General features: G+C 60.2%; 12 protein-coding genes and 1 pseudogene. 9 read left to right on the top strand and 4 right to left on the bottom strand.

Annotated features, from left to right (window positions below; all coding sequences use genetic code 11):
• The 6 genes and pseudogenes from VFE81_RS11390 to dut form a co-directional block, all read left to right on the top strand.
• Positions 1 to 141, top strand: a pseudogene (locus VFE81_RS11390) (bifunctional riboflavin kinase/FAD synthetase); the annotation flags it as partial.
• A 169-nt stretch (positions 142 to 310) separates the two neighbouring features.
• Positions 311 to 3,148: an isoleucine--tRNA ligase gene (gene ileS, locus VFE81_RS11385; protein WP_325044695.1), complete on the top strand. Its 2,838-nt coding sequence runs from the start codon at positions 311 to 313 to the stop codon at positions 3,146 to 3,148.
• Entirely contained in the window at positions 3,148 to 3,654 is a 507-nt protein-coding gene (gene lspA, locus VFE81_RS11380) for a signal peptidase II (RefSeq protein WP_325044694.1), read from the top strand. Before ileS ends, lspA begins: the two co-directional genes overlap by 1 nt.
• A 63-nt stretch (positions 3,655 to 3,717) precedes the next feature.
• Complete coding sequence (gene coaBC, locus VFE81_RS11375) at positions 3,718 to 4,932, top strand: bifunctional phosphopantothenoylcysteine decarboxylase/phosphopantothenate--cysteine ligase CoaBC (protein WP_325044693.1); 1,215 nt, start codon at positions 3,718 to 3,720, stop codon at positions 4,930 to 4,932.
• A gap of 80 nt (positions 4,933 to 5,012) precedes the next feature.
• On the top strand, positions 5,013 to 6,032 hold the full coding sequence (locus VFE81_RS11370; protein WP_325044692.1) for an LLM class flavin-dependent oxidoreductase: 1,020 nt from the start codon (positions 5,013 to 5,015) through the stop codon (positions 6,030 to 6,032).
• A 14-nt stretch (positions 6,033 to 6,046) separates the two neighbouring features.
• A complete protein-coding gene (gene dut / locus VFE81_RS11365) occupies positions 6,047 to 6,493 on the top strand; it encodes a dUTP diphosphatase (protein ID WP_325044691.1) in 447 nt (148 codons plus the stop codon).
• 128 nt (positions 6,494 to 6,621) lie between these two features.
• Here the strand turns inward: dut and clpA are convergent, their stop codons facing one another.
• Together clpA and clpS are read right to left on the bottom strand one after the other, a co-directional pair.
• Positions 6,622 to 8,919: an ATP-dependent Clp protease ATP-binding subunit ClpA gene (gene clpA, locus VFE81_RS11360; protein ID WP_325044690.1), complete on the bottom strand. Its 2,298-nt coding sequence runs from the start codon at positions 8,917 to 8,919 to the stop codon at positions 6,622 to 6,624.
• The gene (gene clpS / locus VFE81_RS11355) at positions 8,916 to 9,230 is read right to left on the bottom strand and encodes an ATP-dependent Clp protease adapter ClpS (protein WP_006050100.1); all 315 of its coding nucleotides are present in this window, start codon (positions 9,228 to 9,230) and stop codon (positions 8,916 to 8,918) included. Before clpS ends, clpA begins: the two co-directional genes overlap by 4 nt.
• 552 nt (positions 9,231 to 9,782) lie before the next feature.
• On the opposite strand from clpS, the gene VFE81_RS11350 reads away from it, so the two are divergent.
• Positions 9,783 to 9,989 (top strand): cold-shock protein, encoded by a 207-nt coding sequence (locus tag VFE81_RS11350; protein ID WP_007180614.1) that lies wholly within the window; start codon positions 9,783 to 9,785, stop codon positions 9,987 to 9,989.
• A 217-nt stretch (positions 9,990 to 10,206) separates the two neighbouring features.
• Here the strand turns inward: VFE81_RS11350 and VFE81_RS11345 are convergent, their stop codons facing one another.
• Both VFE81_RS11345 and icd read right to left on the bottom strand, forming a co-directional pair.
• A complete protein-coding gene (locus VFE81_RS11345; RefSeq protein WP_325044689.1) occupies positions 10,207 to 11,019 on the bottom strand; it encodes a hypothetical protein in 813 nt (270 codons plus the stop codon).
• Positions 11,020 to 11,321: 302 nt separating this feature from the next.
• A complete protein-coding gene (gene icd / locus VFE81_RS11340) occupies positions 11,322 to 12,578 on the bottom strand; it encodes an NADP-dependent isocitrate dehydrogenase (protein WP_325044688.1) in 1,257 nt (418 codons plus the stop codon).
• 352 nt (positions 12,579 to 12,930) lie between these two features.
• Between icd and VFE81_RS11335 the strand changes: the two genes are divergently transcribed.
• Positions 12,931 to 13,500 carry a pseudouridine synthase gene (locus tag VFE81_RS11335; protein WP_325044687.1) on the top strand — a complete coding sequence of 190 codons (570 nt, stop codon included), beginning with the start codon at positions 12,931 to 12,933 and terminating at the stop codon, positions 13,498 to 13,500.
• Between the two features lie 454 nt (positions 13,501 to 13,954).
• Entirely contained in the window at positions 13,955 to 14,149 is a 195-nt protein-coding gene (locus VFE81_RS11330) for a hypothetical protein (RefSeq protein ID WP_325044686.1), read from the top strand.
• Positions 14,150 to 14,266: the final 117 nt, after the last annotated feature.

Below are 14,266 nucleotides of genomic sequence, written 5' to 3'. Positions count from 1 at the left end.
TACGTCGACCTCGAAACGCTGACCGCCGCCATCGCGCGTGACGCCGCCAATGCCCGCGCGTGGTTCGCGGCCGTCGGCGCCGGCACGCCGGGCAGCCGCTCCACCGGTTTCGCCACCTCGGCCACCGACCGAATTAGATAGCCGCCGCGGTACATGCAAGCGCGCCAAGTGCTGCATGTACCCACTGCTGCGCGCATCGAAGGGCGTCCGTGGGTCACACGACATGCCTGCCGGGCGCGCCCAACGCCCTGCGCTTCATGCGCATACCGCAGCCTCGCTGCGCTTAGAAAAAATTCACCGCGACCTCATCATGAGCAACAAGAAAGCCGATTCGAAACCGCAGTCACGCTACCCGGTCAACCTGCTCGACACGCCGTTCCCGATGCGTGGCGACCTGCCCAAACGCGAGCCGCAATGGGTCAAGGAATGGCAGGAACGCAAGGTCTACGAGGCGATCCGCGCAGCCAGCAAAGGCCGTAAAAAGTTCATCCTGCACGACGGCCCGCCGTATGCGAACGGCGACATCCACCTCGGCCACGCGGTGAACAAGATCCTCAAGGACATGATCGTCAAGGCGCGCAATCTGGCGGGCTTCGACGCGGTCTACGTGCCGGGCTGGGATTGCCACGGCATGCCGATCGAAATCCAGATTGAAAAGCAGTTCGGCAAGTCGCTGCCGGCCGCTGAAGTGATGCAGAAGGCGCGTGCTTACGCGACCGAACAGATCGAGAAGCAGAAGGTCGGCTTCCGCCGTCTGGGCGTGCTCGGCGACTGGGACAACCCGTACAAGACCATGAACTTCACGAACGAAGCCGGTGAAATCCGCGCGCTCGCGAAAATCATGGACAAAGGCTATGTGTATCGCGGCCTAAAGCCGGTCAACTGGTGTTTTGACTGCGGCTCGGCGTTGGCCGAGGCGGAAGTTGAATACGCGGACAAGACCGATCCAACCATCGACGTGCTGTTCACCTTCGCCGAGCCGGAAAAGACCGCGCAGGCCTTCGGCCTGAATGCGCTGCCGCGCAATGAAGGCGGCATCGTGATCTGGACCACCACGCCGTGGACCATCCCTGCCAACCAGGCGCTGAACCTGCATCCGGAAATCGTCTACGCGCTGGTCGATACGCCGCGCGGCCTGCTAATCGTCGCTGAAGAGCGCGTTGAAGCGTGCCTGAAGCAATACGGCCTCGAAGGCACGCTCATCGCGACCACGCCGGGCGCGAAACTCGTCAACCTGCGCTTCAACCATCCGCTCGCATCGGCCCATCCGAGCTACAAGCGCACGGCGCCGGTTTACCTCGGCGACTATGTGACGACCGAAACGGGTACGGGTGTCGTGCACTCGTCGCCGGCATACGGCGTGGAAGACTTCGTGTCGTGCAAGGCGCACGGCATGTCAGATTCAGACATCATCAACCCGGTGATGGGCGACGGCCGTTATATCGAATCGCTCGCGCTGTTCGGTGGCCTGTCGATCTGGGCGGCCAATCCGCAAATCGTCGAAGCCCTGCAAGCCGCTGGCTCGCTGCTGCGCACCGAGAACTATCGGCACAGCTACATGCACTGCTGGCGCCACAAGACGCCGATCATCTACCGTGCAACCTCGCAGTGGTTCGCCGGCATGGACGTGAAGCCGAACGACACTGACAAGACGCTGCGCGAAACCGCGCTTGAGGGCATCGAGAACACCGCTTTCTATCCGTCGTGGGGCAAGCAGCGCCTGTTCAGCATGATCGCCAACCGCCCGGACTGGACGCTGTCGCGTCAACGTCAATGGGGCGTGCCGATGGCGTTCTTCGTGCACAAGGAAACCGGTGAGCTGCATCCACGCACGCTGGAATTGCTCGAAGAAGTCGCACAACGTGTCGAGAAGGCCGGCATCGAAGCATGGCAAACGCTCGACCCGCGCGAACTGCTCGGCGAGGACGCCAACATGTACGAGAAGAACCGCGACACGCTGGACGTCTGGTTCGATTCGGGCACGACGCATTGGCACGTGCTGCGCGGCTCGCACAAAGACGAACTGCAATTCCCGGCCGACCTGTATCTGGAAGGCTCGGACCAGCACCGCGGCTGGTTCCACTCGTCGCTGCTGACGGCTTCGATGCTCGACGGCCGTCCGCCGTACAACGCGCTACTCACACACGGCTTCACCGTCGACGGCGAAGGCCGCAAGATGAGCAAGTCGCTCGGCAACGGTATCGACCCGCATGAAGTGGCGAACCGGCTCGGCGCGGAAATCATCCGCCTGTGGATCGCGTCGACCGATTACTCGGGCGAACTGGCGATCTCGGAAGAGATCCTGAAGCGCGTGACGGAAGGCTATCGCCGTATCCGCAACACGCTGCGCTTCCTGCTCGCAAATCTGTCCGACTTCGACTTCGCGCAACACGCGCGTCCGGTCGAAGACTGGCTCGAGATCGATCGTTACGCGGTGGCACTGTCGGCAAATCTGCAAAACGACATCCTCTCGCACTACGACAAGTACGAGTTCCACCCGGTGGTCGCGAAGCTGCAGACGTTCTGCTCGGAAGACCTGGGCGGCTTCTACCTGGACGTGCTGAAAGACCGTCTGTACACCACGGCGGTTGACTCCGTCGCGCGCCGTTCGGCTCAGACCGCGCTGTATCACATCGCCCACGGTCTGCTGCGCCTGATCGCGCCTTTCCTGTCGTTCACCGCCGAAGAAGCGTGGAAGATCTTCTCGCCGAACAGCGAAACGATCTTCACCGAGACCTATCACGCGTTCCCGCAAGTGCCGGACGCCGGCGATCTGCTCGACAAATGGACGCTGCTGCGCGCCGCGCGTAGCGACGTGACCAAGGCGCTGGAAGAGGCACGTGTGGCGAACCTGATTGGTTCGTCGCTGCAGGCCGAGGTCGAAGTCCGCGCGAGCGGTGCGCGTTACGATGCGCTCGCCAGCCTCGCCGACGATCTGAAGTTCGTGCTGATCACGTCGGCGGCGAACGTTGTGAAGGTCGAGAGCGAAGCGGAAGAAGGCGTCGAAGTGGTCGCCTCGAAGTATCTGAAGTGCGAACGCTGCTGGCACTACCGCGCGGACGTCGGCGCAAACGCCGAGCACCCCAACCTGTGCGGCCGCTGCTTCAGCAACCTGTTCGGCAACGGCGAAACGAGGAGCGCGGCATAATGGCAAGAACCATGTCGAAAACGTCGTCCGGAAACAGTTCGCTGGCGCCCTGGCTCGGCGTCGCGCTGATCGTGATCCTGTTCGATCAGCTGACGAAAATCGCGGTGCAGAAGGTGTTCGCCTACGGTGTTCCGCATGAGGTCGCGCCGTTTTTTAACCTGATCCTCGTGTACAACCGTGGCGCCGCCTTCAGCTTCCTCGCAATGGCGGGCGGCTGGCAGCGCTGGGCGTTCACCGCGCTCGGCGTGGTCGCGGCGCTTGTGATCTGCTACCTGCTCAAGCGTCACGGCGGACAGAAGATGTTCTGCACGGCGCTCTCGCTGATTCTCGGCGGCGCGCTCGGCAATGTGATCGACCGGCTCGCGTACGGCCATGTGATCGACTTTCTCGATTTTCACGTCCGCACGTGGCACTGGCCGGCGTTCAATCTCGCCGACAGCGCGATCACGATCGGCGCGATCCTGCTCGTGCTCGACGAGTTGCGGCGCGTGCGCGGTTCGCGCTAGTTTGAAGGCGAGCGGCGGTGCACGGTGCCGCTGCCCGCTACCACGCTTTGTCGGAGGCTTTCGTTGGCAACCGCAGAACTCGCAGGAAAACACCTCGTCCTCGGCATGACGGGCGGCATTGCCTGCTACAAGATCGCCGAACTCACGCGTCTGTTGACCAAGGCCGGCGCGACCGTGCAGGTCGTGATGACCGAGGCGGCCACGCAGTTCATCACCCCAATCACGATGCAGGCACTCTCCGGCCGCCCCGTCTACACGAGCCAGTGGGACGGTCGCGTGCCGAACAACATGGCGCACATCGATCTCTCGCGTGAAGCCGACGCGATCGTCATTGCACCCGCCTCTACCGACTTCCTCGCCAAACTCGCGCACGGCATGGCCGACGATCTGCTCTCGACGCTGTGTGTCGCGCGCGATTGTCCCCTGCTCGTCGTACCGGCAATGAACCGGCAGATGTGGCAGAACCCGGCCACCCAACGCAACGTCACGCAGCTGCGCGCGGACGGCATCGAGGTGCTCGGCCCCGATTCGGGTCCGCAAGCCTGCGGCGAAACCGGTGACGGACGGATGCTGGAAGCGGCCGCTACTTACGAAGCGATCGCGTCATTCTTCTCACCGAAGATTCTGTCCGGCCGTCGCGTGCTGCTAACCGCCGGTCCGACCTTCGAGCCGCTCGATCCGGTGCGCGGCATCACCAATCGTTCGAGCGGCAAGATGGGCTTTGCATTGGCACGCGCCGCGCAGCAAGCGGGGGCCGAGGTGCATCTGGTCGCTGGCCCCGTCGCGCTGGAAACGCCATGGGGCGTGCTCCGCGAAGACGTGCAAACCGCGCAGCAGATGCACGACGCGGTGATGCGCTCGGTCGCTGACGCCGACATCTTTATCGGCGTGGCCGCAGTGGCCGACTGGCGTGTCGATCACGCCAGCGATCACAAGATCAAGAAGGCCGCCGACCGCGCACTGCCCACCTTCACGTTTGTCGAAAATCTGGACATCCTGGCATCGGTCGCCAAGCTCCCGCATCCGCCATTCGCAGTTGGCTTCGCGGCGGAAAGCGGCGACCTCGAAGTGCATGGCGAAGAAAAACGCGTGCGCAAAAACGTGCCGTTGCTGATCGGCAATCTCGGGCCACTCACTTTCGGTCTCGACGACAACGAGGTAATCCTGTTCGAAGCAGGCGGTGCAACGAAGCTGCCGCGCGCAGACAAGCAGACGCTCGCGCGCGCCTTGATCGTTGAGATTGCCAGGCGCCTGCCCGACACAAGTCTCATCCGCTAAAGCCGCGCGTGGCGGCGTGTTGCGTACGCCACCACGCGCCTCCAGCGCACCGAATTATCTGTATCTGGAGCAGTACTGACATGACGCTACTTTCCGTGCTCGATCAAACGCCCGTGATCGGCGGGCACTCAGTGGCGGACGCGATCGCGGCCACCGTCGAACTCGCGCAGCTTGCCGACGATCTCGGCTACACGCGCTATTGGTGCGCCGAACATCACGGCTTGCGCGGCGTGTCGAATCCCTGCCCCGAGGTGATGCTGGCGCGCCTCGGCAGCGTAACCAAACGCATTCGCCTCGGCTCCGGCGGCATCATGTTGCCGTACTACAGCCCGTTCAAAGTCGCCGAGCAATTCATGATGCTCGAGGCGCTGTTCCCGAATCGCATCGATCTCGGCGTGGGACGCGCGCCGGGCGGCGACATGCAAACGGCGCAAGCGGTGGCGGCTGGCACCTACAATCGCGGCGACATTTTCCCGCAACAGGTCGCAGATCTGGTCGGTCTGATGCACGGCACGCTGCCAGAAGGTCATCTCGCGCAGGGCGTACTTCTGCAACCGCAAGTCGATACACGTCCACAACTCTGGATGCTCGGTTCGAGCGAATTCGGCGGCTTGCTGGCAGCTCAACTCGGTATCCGCTTCGCATTCGCGCATTTCATCAACGCACATTTCGGGCATCAAGTGGCGCTCGCTTACCGCGAGCGCTTCAAAGCCAGCCAGGAAACGCAGCAGCCGTATCTGGCCGCCGCCGTATTCGTGATCTGCGCGGATACCGAGCAGGAGGCGGCCGATCTGGAGAAAGCCGTCGACTTGCGCCGCGTGCAAATGGCTTATGGCCTGAATGAGCCGATCCCGACAATCGAACAGGGCATCGCGCAGGAGTACGGCGAGCGCGAGCGGCTGGTGATCGACCGCGAGAAGCCACGTAGCATCATCGGCACGCCGGAAACCGTCACCGAACGCATGCAAGACTTGCAGGCGCAGTTCCAGGCCGACGAACTGATCGTGCTCACCGTCGCAGGCAGCTACCGCGCCCGGCTGCGCTCCTATGAACTTCTCGCCGATGCGTTCCAACTCGGACGCCCGGCCTCCACTCCTTAAACCTTCGAAACTGCATGAAACTCGACCTGAAGATTCTCGATGCGCGCATGCGCGACCAACTCCCGGCCTACGCAACCACCGGCAGCGCAGGCCTCGACCTGCGCGCCTGCCTCGACGAACCGTTGACGCTGAAACCCGGCGAAACCGCGCTGGTGCCGACGGGTCTGGCGATTCACGTCGCCGATCCGGGTTATGCGGCGTTGATTCTGCCGCGTTCGGGTCTCGGCCATAAGCACGGCATCGTGCTGGGCAATCTGGTCGGCCTGATCGATTCGGATTACCAAGGTCAACTGATGATCTCGACATGGAATCGTGGCGAGACCACGTTCGTGCTGAATCCGATGGAGCGCCTTGCGCAGTTGGTGATCGTGCCGGTGGTGCAGGCCGAGTTCAATATCGTGGATGATTTTTCGGAAAGCGAGCGCGGCGCCGGCGGTTTCGGCAGCACGGGCAAGCACTAAGGATGCCGTATCGCTTTGCCGCACAAACCGCAAAGTGACGTAATCCGAAACGCAAAAAGCAGAACGGCGCGGGGTTCAACCCGCGCCGTTCTGCATTCAGAGGTACGACTAAGACTTACTCGACTAACTTACTCAACCTCAACCGCTTCCGGATTCGGGTTGCGCGGCGCCGGATGCTCGTCGAAGGTCAACTGCACCTTGTCTTCCGCATCCACGTCGACCGTCACGCGACCGCCATTCATCAGCTTGCCGAACAGCAACTCGTCGGCCAGTGCACGACGGATCGTGTCCTGGATCAAACGCTGCATCGGCCTCGCGCCCATCAACGGATCGAAACCGTGCTTGGCGAGGTGAGCACGCAGCGCGTCGGTAAAGAGCGCGTCGACCTTCTTCTCATGCAACTGATCTTCCAGCTGCATCAGGAACTTGTCGACCACACGCATGATGATTTCTTCATCGAGCGAGCGGAAGCTGATCGTTGCGTCCAGACGGTTACGGAACTCAGGCGTGAACATGCGCTTGATGTCGACCATTTCGTCGCCGGTTTCCCGACGATTCGTGAAGCCGATCACCGACTTGCCCATTGCCTCGGCGCCCGCGTTCGTCGTCATGATGATGATGACGTTGCGGAAGTCCGCCTTGCGGCCGTTATTGTCCGTCAGCGTGCCGTGGTCCATCACCTGCAGCAGCACGTTGTAGATGTCCGGATGCGCCTTCTCGATTTCGTCGAGCAACAGCACGCAATGCGGCTTCTTCGTGACGGCTTCGGTCAACAGACCGCCCTGATCGAAACCGACATAGCCGGGCGGCGCACCGATCAAACGGCTGACCGCATGACGCTCCATGTATTCCGACATGTCGAAGCGGATCAACTCGATCCCCAGCGTGAACGCCAGTTGCTTCGCCACTTCCGTCTTGCCGACACCAGTCGGGCCGGAGAACAGGAACGCGCCGATCGGCTTGTCCAGCTTGCCGAGGCCTGCGCGCGCCATCTTGATCGCGGCCGCCAGCGCGTCGATGGCCGGGTCTTGCCCGAACACCACGCTCTTCAGATCGCGATCCAGCGTTTGCAGCTTGCTGCGGTCGTCTTGCGACACGCTTTGCGGCGGGACACGAGCAATCTTCGAGATGATTTCTTCGATCTCGTTCTTGCCAATGGTCTTCTTCTGCTTCGACTTCGGCAGGATGCGTTGCGCCGCGCCTGCTTCGTCGATCACGTCAATCGCCTTGTCCGGCAAATGACGATCCGTGATAAAGCGTGCCGACAATTCAGCCGCAGCCGAAAGCGCACCCGACGAATACTTCACGCCGTGATGCTCTTCGAAGCGCGACTTCAGGCCGCGCAGGATCGCCACCGTCTGTTCGACGGTCGGTTCGGTCACGTCGACCTTCTGGAAACGGCGCGACAAGGCCGCGTCTTTTTCGAAGATGCCGCGATATTCCGTGAACGTGGTCGCGCCGATGCACTTGAGCGTGCCCGACGACAACGCCGGTTTCAGCAGATTCGACGCATCCAGCGTGCCGCCCGACGCAGCACCCGCGCCGATCAGCGTATGAATTTCGTCGATGAACAGGATCGCGTGCGGACGTTCCTTCAATTCCTTGAGGACGGTCTTCAGGCGTTGTTCGAAGTCGCCACGATATTTGGTGCCGGCGAGTAGCGCGCCCATGTCGAGCGAATACACCTGCGCATCGGCCAGAATATCCGGCACTTCGCCACGCGTAATGCGCCAGGCGAGCCCTTCGGCGATCGCCGTCTTACCGACACCGGCCTCACCGACCAGTAGCGGATTGTTTTTGCGCCTGCGGCACAGCACCTGCACCACGCGCTCGACTTCCGACTCGCGCCCGATCAGCGGATCGATGCGGCCGTCTTTCGCCATCTGGTTCAGGTTCTGCGTGAACTGGGCGAGCGGCGTTTCTTTCTGCGCGGCGGCTTCGTCAGACTCGGCATTCGCGTCGCTCGCTTTCGCGGCGTCCGTGCTGCTGGTCTTGGCGATGCCATGCGAGATGAAATTCACCACATCCAGACGCGTCACGCCCTGCTGCTGCAGGTAGTACACCGCATGCGAATCCTTCTCGCCGAAGATCGCAACCAGCACATTCGCGCCGGTCACTTCCTTCTTGCCATTCGAGGTAGATTGCACATGCATGATCGCGCGCTGGATCACACGCTGAAAACCCAGTGTGGGCTGCGTGTCGACGTCGTCCGTGCCAGGCACGGTAGGCGTGTTGTCATGAATGAAGTTGCGCAGGTTCTGGCGCAGATCCTCGATATTGGCCGCGCATGCACGCAACACCTCCGCCGCCGTTGGATTGTCCAACAGTGCCAGCAAAAGATGTTCGACCGTTATGAACTCGTGCCGCGCCTGGCGTGCTTCCATGAACGCCATGTGCAGGCTGACTTCCAGTTCCTGGGCAATCATGCTTCCTCCATCACACACTGCAGCGGATGCCCGGCCTGCCGTGCGTGGGTAACGACTTGCTCGACTTTGGTCGACGCGATGTCCCGCGTATAGACCCCACAAACTCCCCTGCCCTCGCGATGCACCTTCAACATTACCTGTGTTGCGGTTTCACGATCTTTATTGAAATATTCCTGCACGATCATCACGACAAATTCCATTGGCGTGAAGTCGTCATTCAGCAGCACCACCTTGTACATGGAAGGCGGCTTCAGCTTCTTTTCCTGCCGCTCCAGTACGGTGCCGTCCTGCTTGTCCGGGATAATCGCCATACACCCATTCTAAACAACTAGGACAGGCCCGCAATCCTGTCAAAACCCGGCCAACCGGCCGGTGAGCCCGTTCGCTATCGCCTGATGGGTAATTACCCCCAACGGCATTGCGTCATTCGACGAGCCGATTGCGGAGCCGGCCCCTATCCTGTGATGCGTCGCAGCCGTGCTGCGCCGCAGTCGGATCGAGTATCGCACAACCTGCCAGTACTGGCTGAAGCACCCGCCCGGCCAGCGGACGGCGCGCGACCCGCAGAACAGCATGTGAGTCGATTATGCGACTTTTCAAGACAGCACGCTTGGGCAACCGCACATAACAAAATAAAAGAGGGAAAAACCCTGGAAAACGCCTGTTTGCAACGCGACAACGGCGTCTCAAAATTTTCTTGACACTCGAATAAAGAGCCTCAACAATCAAGCTGGCACTTTTTTCACTGAGCCATAAATCGAAAAAATGCCGATGGTGAGCTTGTGAGGAGGGAGCGGCTGCATCGCGGTCGTCGAGCTTTTCGAGGGCTCGTGGTAGTGACATGAGTTACAGGGGAAGTTGGAATGGCAACTGGTACGGTCAAATGGTTCAATGACGCAAAAGGTTTCGGATTCATCACGCCTGACGAAGGTGGTGAGGATCTGTTTGCACACTTCTCGGCCATCCAGATGAATGGGTTCAAGACCCTCAAGGAAGGTCAAAAAGTAACCTTCGAGGTCGTGCAAGGCCCGAAAGGCAAACAGGCATCGAACATCCAGGCACCTGCCTGAAACTGTTCGTTACCCGTCCTTTGAAACCCGGCTTCGTGCCGGGTTTCTTTTTTTTGGGCGTTTCCTTCCAGTTTCAGGTGATTTCAGGTGATCGCGGCCGCGATCCCGGTCGACAGGCGGACCTCGTCCCAATTATCGGAAATTCCACCGGTTTTCCGTAAGCTTTCGTTTCGCCTTTGGCGGTGTGTTTCGAGCCGCGGGCTCTCCACCATGCCTGCTAACCGGCGGCGTAAGTTGCCCTCGAGCGCTGTATACCAAGACTACGAGCGAGGTCGCCCTCGTACACCGCGATGCCTTGATGGCGCAAATTCGACCGTGCATCCACTGCGGGTGTGATGCCGATGCTTTCAATAAGACGGCAAAACGCATAGTCCTCCGACAGATACAGCCGCGACTCCGGGTCGATCATGGTGTCGAAGAACGCATAGAGGAATGCCGCCGACGCCCCCACATCCAACTCCGGACGGTCCGCGAGCTTTGAACGGCAGTGCAACTCCGGAAAGCGTTGCATCAGCGCCAGAAAGACTTCTCGCCTGATCAGCATGAAGCCAGTGGGCGCGTAGAGGACATCGAGAAAACCTTCAGCATCGACTTCCAGCGCATCATCACCGCGCACCACGGCGGGATACATGGCGTGGCGCGCGCGGAAATCGGCTTTCGTCGAACCAGCCGGCAGGCCCTCCTCCAGACCACCTGCGGGCCAACCGTCGATCTTCAACGGGTAAACGCCAGCAACCACCGCGCGGTCAGCCTGCAGAAGACGAACCACGTCCGCACCTTTGAAGCCGATATCGCCGTCGATCCACATCAGATGTGTGAAGCGGGCGTCGGCGAGAAATTCCGCCACCATAGTGTTGCGCGCGCGGGTGATCAGGCTGTCGAAGCTGTTGAAATTGACCTGCAGGCCGAAGCCATGTTGGGCGGCCTCGTCATAGAGGTCGAGAAGTCCGAGCACGTAGTCCGTCGTCACGACGGCGCCATAGCTTGGCGTGGCGACATACACATTCGCAACGATATCTTTGTGGGTCATTGTTTTGTCACTCGCAGGCAGGGAACTGGGATTGAGTAGTCAGGCGGGGTGTCGCGCCTCGCCGTCAAACGGGCGCGATTTTTTAGACGGGCGTAACGTACCCGACACCGCACGGCGAACGCCTCAATACCGGTCCGAAGCGAGGATGCGAAATTTCCCCAACAAGGGTCGGAGATTTGACCTGAACCGTCAGGCGTTCGCAGTCGGCATGTATGGGGCTTGAACGCTCCAAAACAAAAAACCCCGGCCACCTCACGGCGCCGGGGTTTTGAATTCGAGCTGGAGAACCCAGCGCGAATCGCTTACATGTTTTCGATCAACACCTGGCCAAAGCCCGAACACGACACTTGCGTCGCGCCTTCCATCAAGCGCGCGAAGTCATACGTGACCCGCTTTTGCAGAATCGACTTTTCCATCGACTTGATGATCAGGTCGGCCGCTTCAGTCCAACCCATGTGACGCAACATCATCTCGGCCGAGAGAATTTCCGAACCCGGATTCACGTAGTCTTTGCCGGCGTACTTCGGCGCGGTGCCGTGCGTGGCTTCGAACATGGCGACCGAATCCGACATGTTCGCGCCCGGCGCGATCCCGATGCCGCCGACTTGTGCGGCCAGCGCGTCCGAAACATAGTCGCCGTTCAGATTCAGCGTGGCGATCACGTCGTATTCCGCCGGACGCAGCAGGATCTGCTGGAGGAATGCATCGGCAATCACGTCTTTCACGACGATGTCGCCACCCGTTTTCGGGTTCTTGATCTTCATCCACGGACCGCCGTCGATCAGCTCCGCGGCGAATTCCTTCTGCGCCAGCGCATAACCGTAGTCACGGAATGCACCTTCCGTGAACTTCATGATGTTGCCCTTGTGCACCAGCGTGACCGAGCGGCGATCGTTGTCGAGCGCATACTGGATCGCCTTGCGCACCAGACGCTCCGTGCCTTCGCGCGACACCGGCTTGATACCGATCCCCGAGGTTTCCGGGAAGCGGATCTTCTTCACACCCATTTCTTCCCGCAGGAACTTGATGACCTTCTTGGCCTGTTCCGACTCAGCAGGCCATTCGATGCCAGCATAGATGTCTTCCGAATTCTCACGGAAGATCACCATATTGGTCTTCTCAGGTTCACGCACCGGCGAAGGCACGCCTTTGAAGTATTGCACCGGGCGCAGGCAAACATACAGATCGAGTTCCTGACGCAGCGCGACGTTCAGCGAACGGATGCCGCCGCCGACCGGCGTGGTGAGCGGGCCCTTGATCGAGACGACGTATTCCTTCAGCACCTGCAGCGTTTCTTCCGGCAGCCACACGTCCGGGCCGTACACCTTGGTCGACTTCTCGCCGGCATAGATTTCCATCCAGTGGATTTTCTTCTTGCCTGCATAGGCTTTTTCTACTGCGGCATCCACCACTTTCAACATCACCGGCGTGATGTCGAGGCCCGTTCCGTCGCCTTCGATATACGGAATAATCGGTTGATCGGAAATATTGAGCGAGAAATCTGCGTTGACGGTGATCTTGTCACCGCCGGTCGGAACCTTGATGTGCTGATACGGCATGATCGGACTCCAGTGAAAGCTATGCTGAAAGCTGATGGGAGACTGCGGAAACTGGGTGCTCCTCGCTACGCGCAATGCCGGACGCCCGCGGGCAGCCTGCCGCGAGCGGCCTGGTCGCCTATTCTAGCCCACGCCGACGCAGCAACGAGCCCATCGCGGCTCGGGGTTTTCCAACATTGTCGAAAATCAAAGCCGCAAGTTAGTTACTCTTATGTCTTATATAAGACAGAGGACTTACAGCGACTTATTATGCATTATTATTCCGCCATTTACTATCGAGCCAGCGCCTCTCCCGGCCTGCGTGGCACATCCCCGGCGCAGCCGGTGCTGCTCGACCTTCATCGATCCTGCTATGCGACTTCTCGCCCTGAACAAACCGTTCGGCACCATCTGTCAGTTTTCGCCGCACGAAACGCGGGCATCGCTGGCCGACTGGGTGAAAGTGCCCGGCGTCTATCCGGCGGGCCGGCTCGATTCCGATAGCGAAGGGCTGCTACTCCTCACCGACGACGGCGCGCTGCAAGCGCGCATCGCCGAGCCACGGCACAAACTGGTCAAACGTTATTGGGCGCAAGTAGAAGGCGCGGTCGATGATGCCACGCTGAAGAAACTCGCGCGCGGCGTCGATCTCGGCGATTACGTGACGCTGCCCTGCCGCGCTGAATATGTCGAGCCGAGCGACTCGCTGTGGGTCCGCACGCCGCCGATCCGCTATCGCGCCGCGATTCCGACCACATGGATCGAGTTGTCGATCACCGAAGGCAAGAACCGTCAGGTGCGGCGCATGACCGCTGCGGTAGGTTTTCCGACGTTGCGCCTCGTGCGCGCCGGGATCGGCGCCCTTGATATTTTTTCGCTCGGACTTCAGCCGGGAGAGAGTGTCGAATTGCCGCTGAAGGCGCCATGGGAAGGTATCGCCTGAACGCGTTTGCACGTGCCATATGTCCGCGCCGATCTCGCATCGAACCTCTATTTTGATCAGAGGCGAAAAAGCTAACTCGTTGTATCCGCAAACAAAATAGCGCGTGAAACCAACATGAAAACCGCGTGAAACAATTGCATTCGTATTCGCTGCGCAGTCATTCATTTGCCTCAGCACATCGGCATATAAATTTTCCACAAAAAACACGTCAACCGGTGCGCAAGCTCACGCGTTATTCGACGCAGATGCCGCCCGAAGCTATCCGGCATTCAGCCTTAAGGGCCTTTGCACAAGCCGCTCACGCGGCGAGTACAGGGAGTCTGAGCGCTAAGCAGACGCGTCGAAAAATTTGTTCGATGCGGCTGTCAACCGAAAGGTGGATGGCACGTTTACCGACATGACTCTACATATAACCGGGTCATTTGGTTAATCAACTCAAGCTGAGGATTTCAAAATGAACAAACTGATCGCCGCTCTGGTCGCTGGCCTCTTCGCAACGGCAGCATTCGCACAAGCTTCGGCACCGGTGGCAGCATCGGCAGCTCCGGCAGCAGCTGCTTCGTCGGCAAAGAAGACCACGAAGCACGCTCACAAGAAGTCGCACAAGAAGGCAGCAACTGCTGCTGCAGCTTCGGCAGCTTCGGAGTAAGTTCGTTGTAAAAACGCAGTCAAGAACTCGCTTCATTGCCGTTCTTACGGCGTTGAAAGGCAGATCACCGCAAGGCGATCTGCCTTTTTGTTTTTGACGCGCTCGCGTAACATTCGC

Origin of the sequence: Paraburkholderia sp. (genome assembly GCF_035656215.1) — a bacterium.
Taxonomy (GTDB): Bacteria; Pseudomonadota; Gammaproteobacteria; order Burkholderiales; family Burkholderiaceae; genus Paraburkholderia.
Note: the sequence above shows the minus strand (reverse complement) of the source record. Positions and strands in the feature narration are given on the sequence as shown.

Coding starts and splice junctions, on each gene's coding strand:
- ileS (WP_325044695.1), top strand. CDS start 311: ATGAGCAACAAGAAAGCCGATTCGAAACCGCAGTCACGCTACCCGGTC.
- lspA (WP_325044694.1), top strand. CDS start 3,148: ATGGCAAGAACCATGTCGAAAACGTCGTCCGGAAACAGTTCGCTGGCG.
- VFE81_RS11370 (WP_325044692.1), top strand. CDS start 5,013: ATGACGCTACTTTCCGTGCTCGATCAAACGCCCGTGATCGGCGGGCAC.
- dut (WP_325044691.1), top strand. CDS start 6,047: ATGAAACTCGACCTGAAGATTCTCGATGCGCGCATGCGCGACCAACTC.
- clpA (WP_325044690.1), bottom strand. CDS start 8,919: ATGATTGCCCAGGAACTGGAAGTCAGCCTGCACATGGCGTTCATGGAA.
- clpS (WP_006050100.1), bottom strand. CDS start 9,230: ATGGCGATTATCCCGGACAAGCAGGACGGCACCGTACTGGAGCGGCAG.
- VFE81_RS11350 (WP_007180614.1), top strand. CDS start 9,783: ATGGCAACTGGTACGGTCAAATGGTTCAATGACGCAAAAGGTTTCGGA.
- VFE81_RS11345 (WP_325044689.1), bottom strand. CDS start 11,019: ATGACCCACAAAGATATCGTTGCGAATGTGTATGTCGCCACGCCAAGC.
- icd (WP_325044688.1), bottom strand. CDS start 12,578: ATGCCGTATCAGCACATCAAGGTTCCGACCGGCGGTGACAAGATCACC.
- VFE81_RS11335 (WP_325044687.1), top strand. CDS start 12,931: ATGCGACTTCTCGCCCTGAACAAACCGTTCGGCACCATCTGTCAGTTT.
- VFE81_RS11330 (WP_325044686.1), top strand. CDS start 13,955: ATGAACAAACTGATCGCCGCTCTGGTCGCTGGCCTCTTCGCAACGGCA.